Source organism: Methylosinus sp. sav-2 (genome assembly GCF_004366495.1).
In the GTDB taxonomy this organism is placed as follows: domain Bacteria; phylum Pseudomonadota; class Alphaproteobacteria; order Rhizobiales; family Beijerinckiaceae; genus Methylosinus.
The window spans coordinates 172304-180416 of sequence record NZ_SOEJ01000008.1; the positions used below are offsets into that span (position 1 = coordinate 172304).

Below are 8113 nucleotides of genomic sequence, written 5' to 3' on the forward strand. Positions count from 1 at the left end.
ATTTGTGACGCGGCGGCGCGCGTTGTATATGCCGATGCCGCGCGGGCCATGGGAAACGGCGCCGCGGCCGGAGATCGAGCCAGATTGCACACCGACGCCGAACATTCCCCCTCGCCGCTCAGCGCTTTGCGCGCGCGGCTCTCCGGACGCTGCCGCCCGCCCGGCGATAAATCCGTCTCGCATCGCTCGCTGATCCTCGGGACGCTGGCGGTGGGCGAGACGCGGGTCGAGGGGCTGCTCGAGGGCGACGATGTTCTGCGCACCGGCGAAGCCTGTCGCAAGCTCGGCGCGCGCATCGAGCGGCTCGGGCCGGGTAGCTGGAGCGTGCGCGGGCCGGGCCTCGGCTCGCTGCTGGAGCCGCGCGAGACGCTGGATTTCGGCAATGCCGGCACCGGCTCGCGGCTGATGATGGGCGTCGTCGGCGGCCATCCGATCACCGCGCGTTTCGATGGCGACGCCTCGCTGCGCAAGCGGCCGATGCGCCGCATTCTCGATCCGCTGGTCCTGCAGGGCGCCCGCGTGCTGGAGCAGGCGGAGGGCGGGCGCTGCCCCATTCTGCTGCAGGGAACCGCTGAGCCTCTGCCGATCGAATATAAGACGCCGGTGGCCTCGGCGCAGATCAAATCCGCCGTGCTGCTGGCCGGGCTGAATTCGCCGGGCCGCACTGTGGTCATCGAGACCGAGGCCTCGCGCGACCATACGGAAAAAATGCTGATCCATTTCGGCGCCCGCGTCGTCAGCGAGCCTTATGGCGAGCATGGGCGCAAGGTGACGCTGGAGGGAAGGCCCGAGCTGCGCCCGAGCCTGGTGCGCGTGCCGGCCGATCCGTCCTCCGCGGCTTTCCCCATTGTCGCGGCGCTGATCGCCGAGGGCTCGGAGATCGTGGTCGAAGGGGTGATGACCAATCCGCTGCGCTGCGGCCTCCTCACCACGCTCGCCGAGATGGGCGCGAAAATCGCGCTCGAAAACGTCCGAGAGGAGGGCGGCGAGGAGGTCGCCGATATTCGCGTCGCCGCCTCGCGCCTCACCGGCGTGGATGTGCCGGCGGCGCGCGCGCCGTCGATGATCGACGAATATCCGATCCTGGCGGTGGCCGCCGCTTTCGCCGAGGGCGAGACGCGCATGCGCGGGCTCTCCGAGCTGCGGGTGAAGGAGTCCGATCGTCTCGAGGCGATCGCCGCGGGGCTGAAGGCCAATGGCGTCGATTGCGAGATCGTCGGCGACGATCTCATCGTGCGCGGCGGGGCTGGCCGCGTGAAAGGCGGGGGAAATGTCGAGACGCATCTCGACCATCGCATCGCCATGAGCTTTCTCGTCATGGGGCTCGGCGCCGACGCGCCTGCGGTGGTGGACGACGATCGCATGATCGCCACGAGCTTTCCGAATTTTCGCGCCCTGATGGAAGGGCTGGGGGCTCGCTTTGCCTGAACGGGGACTTGTCATCGCCATAGACGGGCCGGCGGCCTCGGGGAAGGGCACGCTGGCGCGCCGGCTCGCGGCGCATTTCGGCCTGCCGCATCTCGACACCGGCCTGCTCTATCGCGCCACCGCCTGCGCGCTGCTCGACGATGGACGCGCGCTCGACGATATTCGCGCCGCTGTGGAGGCGGCGCGCGGCCTCGCGCTCTGCGATTTCGACGAGGCGCGGCTGCGCTCGCGCGAATTGGGCGAGGCCTCCTCCGTCGTCGCCGCCATTCCGCAGGTGCGCGCGGCGCTCATCGAGATGCAGCGCAGCTTCGCCTCGCGCTCGGAAGGCGCGGTGCTGGACGGGCGCGACATAGGCACGGTGATCTGTCCCGACGCCGTGGTGAAGATCTTCGTCACCGCCAGCGCCGAGAAGCGCGCGCAGCGCCGCGCGCTGGAGCTCGCCTCACGCGGCGAGCGCGTCGATTATGCGCATATTCTAGAGGATATCCGCCGGCGCGACGAGCGCGACAGCGGCCGCAGCTCGGCGCCGTTGAAAATCGCCGATGACGCCACGCGGCTCGACACCACCGATCTCGACATAGAGGCGGCCTTCGCCGCCGCGCGCGACATTGTGCGGGAGAAGGCGGAGCTCGTCGGAAAGGTCGGCTGAGCGAGGCGGCGCAATGAGCGAGGATGCGAGAAAAATTTTTCGTTTCGCGCCGTCGCCCAATGGCTATCTGCATCTCGGCCACGCCTATTCGGCGCTGCTCGATTTCGATCTCGCGCAGCGCGAGGGCGGCCGCTTCCTGCTGCGGATAGAGGATATCGACCAGGGGCGGGCGCGGCCGGAGTTCGAGGCCGCGATCTATGAGGATCTGGCCTGGCTCGGCCTTTCCTGGGAGGAGCCGGTCCGCCGCCAATCCGAGCATTTGGACGACTACGCCGCGGCGCTCGCCGAGCTCGACGCGCTGGATCTGCTCTATCCTTGCGTCTGCTCGCGCGCCGATATCGCCGGCGCGAGCGGCGCGCGCGATCTCGACGGCGCGCCGCTCTATCCTGGAACCTGCCGCGGCAAGAGGCTCGCGCGCGCCGGCGCCAATCTGCGGCTCGACATGGCGAAAGCCGTGGCGCTCGTCGGCGGCGAGGTCTCCTGGTTCGAGCATGGCAAGGAGATCGTCGCCGCGCCGCAGGAGTGGGGCGATGTCGTGCTGGCGCGCAAGGACATTGGAACGAGCTATCACATCGCCGTCACCATCGATGATGCGTTGCAGGGCGTGACCGATGTGGTGCGGGGCAGGGACCTCTATGAGGCGACCCGGATTCATCGGCTGCTGCAGGAATTGCTCGGCCTGCCGGCGCCGGCCTACCGCCATCACGCGCTGGTGCTGGACGAGGACGGCCGCAAGCTCGCCAAGAGCCGGCTCTCCAAGCCGCTGCGGGATTTGCGGGCCGAGGGCGCGACGCCGGCCGATGTGCGGGCCATGCTCGATCTGCCGTGACGGTCGGGGCGGATGCGGCGCTTGTCGTCCCGGATCAAATCATGCATGTTTGCTCGAGTTTAAATCTCCCGCCTTTCCGCGAAGGAACATCCCGTGAGGACATTGCTCGCCGTCCTGGCCGCCCTGGCGGCCACGACCTCCGCCGCCCATGCCAATTACGGCTATTGCTTCACCCATGGCCTATTGGGCGGGACCAAGGTCGTCGTTCACGATCAGGTGCGCGAGGCCGATTTTTGGGACGGCGCCACGGTGACCGCCTATCGCCAGAGTCTCGAGGCTTCGCATCGCTTCCGCTTCGGGCCGCTGACCTGCCCGGGCTTCGATACGCAGAAGGAGGCGCAGGACAGCCTCACGCAGCTGCGGCGCGCCTCGGTCGAGCAGGGCTTCGCCGATTTCCCCTTTCCGCCGCAGCCCGTGGTCGATTGAGGCTCAGCCCTCGTCGCGCGGCCCTTTGTCGGAGAGCAGCGCCGCGACCCAGCGGCTCGACGGGAATTGATCGCAGAGCGTCAGAAAGGCGATGGCGATCGGCACGCCGATGAAGGCGCCCGGCAGGCCCCAGAGAAAGGTCCATAGCAGGACGGAGAAGACGACGACCGTCGGCGACATGGCCAGCGCCGAGCCGGAGAACGCCGGCTCCAGCCCGCTGCCGATGACGAGCTGAACAAACGCCAGCACGCCGAGCACGAGAAGCGCCATCTGGCCCGAGTCGAATTGCGCATAGGCGAAGAGCGCGGGCAGCAGGGTCGCCACGGCCGGGCCGATATAGGGCAAATAATTCAAGGCGAAGGTCAGCACGCCCCAGGCCGCGGCGAGATCGAGGCCGATCGCCAGAGCGAAGAGGAAGACGACCGCGCCGGTGGCGAGGCTCGCCACTGTGCGCACCAGCATGTAGCGGCGCAGCTTTGTGGCGATGTTCGCGCCGGCTTGCAGCAGCGAGCGCGCCGTCGCCTCGCTGCGGGAGGCGGCGAGCTTCTTCTCGAATCCGCCGGCTTCGGCGAGGCCCATGATCACATAGATCAGCACCACCAGCGCGAAGCCGACGAATATGTTGACGCGGGTCGCCGCCGCCCGCAGCAGCGCCAGCACCCAGGCGGCGTTGAAATGCTCGGTGACCAGCGAGGCCACGAAAATATCATGCGCCTCCAGCCATTTTGTCGCGTTCTCGAAGGCGGCCTTCACGCGCTCGATATTGCGGATGAACCAATCGACGATCTCGCCGCCGCTCCACACGATCAGCGAGGACAGAGCGATCATGACGCCAAGCGCGATGAGAATGCTGAAAGTGAGCGCCACCGGCCGCGGCGTCATCTTCTGCAGCCATTGCTGCAATGGCCAGATGAGCGCGATGATGAAGAGCGCGAAGACGACCGGCTCCAGCACGGATTGGCCGATCGAGAAGGCCGCTAGCATCACGAATGCGATGACGATGACCGCCGCCGTGTCGGCCGCTCGCTCTCCCATCGCCGCCCCCGTTCATTCGCGCCCATCCATCGCGCCATGCGCTCGCGAGAAAAGGTAGAGCGCCGCCGTCTTTGGAAAACGCCCCGCGATTGTCGAAAGCGCGCCGAGCGCTAATTCTCCGCGAGCGTTTTCGGACGAATTGGAGAGATGAGATGTCGACCACAGAGGAAAACAAGGACGAAAATTTCTCCCGCCGCGCTTTCGCCGCTGGCCTTCTGGCGGCGCTGGTCGCTGCGCCGCTCGCCGCCGTCGTCGCGCCGTCCGAAGCCGAGGCGCAGGAGCGGCAGTTCGTGCGCCCGTCCCATACGCCGCGCGTGCAGCGTCCGCGCAGCCATGTGCGCGGTCCGGTGACGCATCGCAGCCTGTTCCGCCGGCGTGTCCGCGTTCCCGTGCGTTGACGCGATAGAACCCATTCGAGCGTGCATGTCCGCCTTTGGGCGGCATGCCTTCAAGGGCAGGGGTGCGCATGTCCGCCTTCGGCGGCCATGCCTTCAAAGGCAGGGGACAAAGATGAACGACTATAGCGTCGCGCCGGAATTCGGAGAGCAAGCCGTCGCGGCGCGGGCGGGCGCCTGGCTGAAGCGCAAGGCGCCCTATCTCATCGTGCTCGGTCTGGCGATTTTCGGCGTCGCCTATACGAGCCTCGCCCAGCAGCCGCTCTATGGCTATTGGGAGTTTCTGGGCGTCGCGATCGGCGTCGCCTGCGTCGCCATAGGCTGGCGCCAGGCTCCGGATCGCCAGGCGCGCTTTATACTCGCGCGCACGCAGGCGCTGCATTGGGCGGCGTTTCTCGTCGCCATGAACATCGTGCTCTGGCCGAGCGTGAACAGCTTCCTCAATGCGCCGGCGACCGGGCTCGCTCTGCTGCTGCTGCTGGCGCTCGGCACATTCGTCGCCGGTATTCAGGTTTCCTTCGACATCGCCGTGCTCGGCCTCGCTATGGCGGTCGCCGTGCCTGCCATTGCCTGGTTCAAGCAATCGGCGCTGTTCCTGATTTTGGCGGTCATTGTCCTCGGCGCGCTGGCCGCCGCCTTTTGGCGACGCGGCGGCGAGGCCTCGGCGTGAGACCTCGGGGCCTCAGCGCCAAGGGCGATGGGTTGAAGGTTTCCTCATCCTGAGGAGCCGCGAAGCGGCGTCTCGAAGGACGAGGAAACCTTCATGCGCGGCCATCTGGAGCTCCCCCTCGCGCTTCGAGACGCGCCCTTCGGGCGCTCCTCAGCATGAGGGGGAGGATTGGACTTCACCCGATCGCCCTGGCCTCAGCGCCCCTGTCGCGTGGCGACATGAGGATTGTTCGGCGCCTTGGCCATCAGCTGATCGATACGGTCGCGCTCGCGCTTGAAATCGGCGAGCAGCCGACCGTCGAACTCGCGCGTGCGCGCCAGCTTCACGCGCATCGGATCGACGAAATGGCCGTTGACCATGACCTCGTAATGGAGATGCGGGCCGGTCGAGAGGCCGGACGAGCCCAAAAATCCGACGATCTGACCCTGCTTTATGCGCAGCCCCTCGCGAATGCCGCGCGCGAAGCCGGACATGTGATTATAGGCGGTCGAATAGCCATTGGCGTGCTGGATCTCGACGCGGCGGCCGTAGCCGCTGTGCCAGCCGGCCTCCACCACGACGCCATTGCCCGCCGCGAGAATGGGCGTGCCGATGGGCGCCGCCCAATCGACGCCCGTATGCATCTTGTAATAGCCGAGGATCGGATGGCGGCGCATGCCGAAGCCGGAGCGTGTCTCGCCCGCGGCGATCGGCTTGCGCACCAGGAATTTGCGGCTCGAGCGGCCGTTCTCGTCATAATAGTCGACGAGGCCGTCGTCGGTCGTCTGATAGCGGTAATAGCGAAAGGTCTCGTTGCGCGTCGTGATGGAGGCGTAGAGCAGCGCCTCGCGTCCGGAGCCTTCCTCATTCTCGTCATAGAGGACATCGAGCGAATCGCCGCCGTTCACGCCGCGCTGCAGATCGAGATCATTGGCGAATATGCGCACGAGATCATTGATGATCGGCCGTGGAACGTCCTGCTTCAACGCGGTTTCGTAGAGCGAATCATAGAGGCGCATGCCGCCGGGATCATCGTCGCCGTCGCCGCCGTCCTCCTCTATGCCGGCGGAGCCGCGTCGCCCGACCTTGGCCAAATTGGAGGGGGCCGTCACCTGCAGGAAGGTTCCGCGATCGGTCGCCGCGACCATCGTCTCCAGCCGATCATCCGTGTAGATCGAGATGCGCGCGAGCTGGAGATTGGCGCCCGAGCCGTCGAAATCCGCGAAGAGCAGCTTGACTTTCTGGCCCTCGCGGGCCGCCGTCTCGACGCGCTTGGCCCCGAAAGCCGCAGCCACCGCGCCGATGCTGGCCTTGGGCACGCCATTGGCGAGAAGCGCGTCGACCAGAGTCTCGCCGCGGCGGAGCACGATGAGCTTCTCGTCCATCTGCGTCGGCTGCGGCCCGGCCGAGCGCGGCGCCAAGGTCACATTCTCCGGCACCATGCGCACCTCGATCGCCGAAAAGGGCGCCGTGACGGAGGGCGTTCCCGCCGCCGCATAGGCGAGCGCCTGCGGATCGAGCGAGGCGCGGCTGGTGCGCGACAGCAGCAATTGGCCGGGCAGGGGCAGGGCGGGCTTGGCGCCCGAGGCGAGCTGCGATTTGGCCTGCTCGGCGACCTGCGCCTGACATTCCTCGAGCGAAAGCGCGGCGCTCTGCCGTTCCGGCTCCCCGGTGGCGAAATCCCGGGTGACGAAGGAGACCTCGGCGTCGTCCGGCGCAATGTCCGGCTCGGCTGCGCTATCGGCGGCGTTGCGCGAATCCGCCAGCAGCTTGAGCGGATTGAAAGCGGGAACCTCCTCCGCGAAGCTGGTCGGCGCGAGCGTCAGCGTCGTCGCCACATGCGTGTAGGCGCGCGTGCGCATCACCTCCTTCTCGCCCGCGCGGGAGGTGGTCGTGGTCTTGAAGGTCTGCTTGGCGGCGACAATGTCCACCGAGCGGACGATGCGGTCGCCCTTCTTGGGATTGACGACCTGACTGTCCTTCTCATCCTTGTGGCCGAGCTGCGCCCGCGTCGGCGCCTCGGCGAAGCGCGACTGATGATCGAGCGCCGTATAGGCCGCCGAGCTGATGAGCAGCGCCCCGGACAGGCCGGTGAGCACAGTGCCGGCGAGCCAACGAATGGAGACGCGCCGACGGTCGAGAGGGGAGTGGCGCTGGCCGTCGGCCTCTATGGCCGGCTGATCGCCGATGTCGGTCCAGTCGACCTCCGCCAGAGCAGAAACGAGGCGCCTATTCGCATCGAGGGGCATAAAGGGGCGGCCGATCCGTTTTCGGTTGCGATAAACGACTGAGACGCGGGGCGCTTCGATGGACGGGCCCGGGAATGGCTCCCAGGATCGCAAAACGAAGCCTGCGCATTATGGCTCAATTGCGGCGCTGAAGTTATCCACCGCCGAAACCCCTGGAAACCCGAGGGTTGACGATCTCGACGACGGTTTCGTGAAAAATCTCCAAAACGGTCGTTGACAGTCCGGAGGGGGTAGTCCTATAAGGCATTCATCGACGGCGGCGCTGCCAACGAGCGGCGAACGAAGTCGTTTCTTCGTCTTTAGCGGAGTTCAGCCACCCGGCTGGTTCGTCGGGACGAAGAAACGTCTCTGGAATTGAGGCTTCGGCCTCGGCGTGGTCGACTGCTGTTTGACAATCGAATCGGAAGAAAGAGAAACGTGGACGGCGGATGTCCTTGCGGATGTCCTTCATCT

Annotated in this window: 9 protein-coding genes; 6 read left to right on the forward strand and 3 right to left on the reverse strand. The window is 66.8% G+C overall.

What is annotated here, in order from left to right; genetic code table 11:
- Nucleotides 1-84: 84 nt before the first annotated feature.
- The 4 genes from aroA to EDE12_RS14745 all read left to right on the forward strand — a co-directional run bounded on the left by aroA (nt 85) and on the right by EDE12_RS14745 (nt 3332).
- Nucleotides 85-1428 (forward strand): 3-phosphoshikimate 1-carboxyvinyltransferase, encoded by a 1344-nt coding sequence (gene aroA / locus EDE12_RS14730; protein ID WP_026598220.1) that lies wholly within the window; start codon nt 85-87, stop codon nt 1426-1428.
- Entirely contained in the window at nt 1421-2077 is a 657-nt protein-coding gene (gene cmk, locus EDE12_RS14735) for a (d)CMP kinase (protein WP_024879516.1), read from the forward strand. The genes aroA and cmk overlap by 8 nt, the downstream gene beginning before the upstream one ends.
- 13 nt (nt 2078-2090) lie before the next feature.
- Nucleotides 2091-2906 carry a tRNA glutamyl-Q(34) synthetase GluQRS gene (gluQRS, locus tag EDE12_RS14740; RefSeq protein WP_026598221.1) on the forward strand — a complete coding sequence of 272 codons (816 nt, stop codon included), beginning with the start codon at nt 2091-2093 and terminating at the stop codon, nt 2904-2906.
- Between the two features lie 93 nt (nt 2907-2999).
- Nucleotides 3000-3332: a hypothetical protein gene (locus EDE12_RS14745; RefSeq protein ID WP_134188141.1), complete on the forward strand. Its 333-nt coding sequence runs from the start codon at nt 3000-3002 to the stop codon at nt 3330-3332.
- A 3-nt stretch (nt 3333-3335) separates the two neighbouring features.
- Here EDE12_RS14745 and EDE12_RS14750 read toward each other — a convergent pair whose 3' ends face one another.
- Nucleotides 3336-4367, reverse strand: a complete 1032-nt coding sequence (locus tag EDE12_RS14750; RefSeq protein WP_026598223.1) for an AI-2E family transporter — start codon at nt 4365-4367, stop codon at nt 3336-3338.
- Nucleotides 4368-4519: 152 nt separating this feature from the next.
- Between EDE12_RS14750 and EDE12_RS14755 the strand changes: the two genes are divergently transcribed.
- Nucleotides 4520-4765, forward strand: a complete 246-nt coding sequence (locus tag EDE12_RS14755) for a hypothetical protein (RefSeq protein WP_024879520.1) — start codon at nt 4520-4522, stop codon at nt 4763-4765.
- Between the two features lie 112 nt (nt 4766-4877).
- A complete protein-coding gene (locus EDE12_RS14760; protein WP_026598224.1) occupies nt 4878-5432 on the forward strand; it encodes a hypothetical protein in 555 nt (184 codons plus the stop codon).
- A 194-nt stretch (nt 5433-5626) separates the two neighbouring features.
- Here the strand turns inward: EDE12_RS14760 and EDE12_RS14765 are convergent, their stop codons facing one another.
- Both EDE12_RS14765 and EDE12_RS22115 read right to left on the reverse strand, forming a co-directional pair.
- Nucleotides 5627-7660, reverse strand: a complete 2034-nt coding sequence (locus EDE12_RS14765; protein ID WP_026598225.1) for a M23 family metallopeptidase — start codon at nt 7658-7660, stop codon at nt 5627-5629.
- A 247-nt stretch (nt 7661-7907) separates the two neighbouring features.
- A partial coding sequence (locus EDE12_RS22115) for a hypothetical protein (RefSeq protein ID WP_208326066.1) occupies nt 7908-8113 on the reverse strand: 206 nt, incomplete at its 5' end.

Coding starts and splice junctions, on each gene's coding strand:
- EDE12_RS14760 (WP_026598224.1), top strand. CDS start 4,878: ATGAACGACTATAGCGTCGCGCCGGAATTCGGAGAGCAAGCCGTCGCG.
- gluQRS (WP_026598221.1), top strand. CDS start 2,091: ATGAGCGAGGATGCGAGAAAAATTTTTCGTTTCGCGCCGTCGCCCAAT.
- EDE12_RS14765 (WP_026598225.1), bottom strand. CDS start 7,660: ATGCCCCTCGATGCGAATAGGCGCCTCGTTTCTGCTCTGGCGGAGGTC.
- EDE12_RS14755 (WP_024879520.1), top strand. CDS start 4,520: ATGTCGACCACAGAGGAAAACAAGGACGAAAATTTCTCCCGCCGCGCT.
- EDE12_RS14750 (WP_026598223.1), bottom strand. CDS start 4,367: ATGGGAGAGCGAGCGGCCGACACGGCGGCGGTCATCGTCATCGCATTC.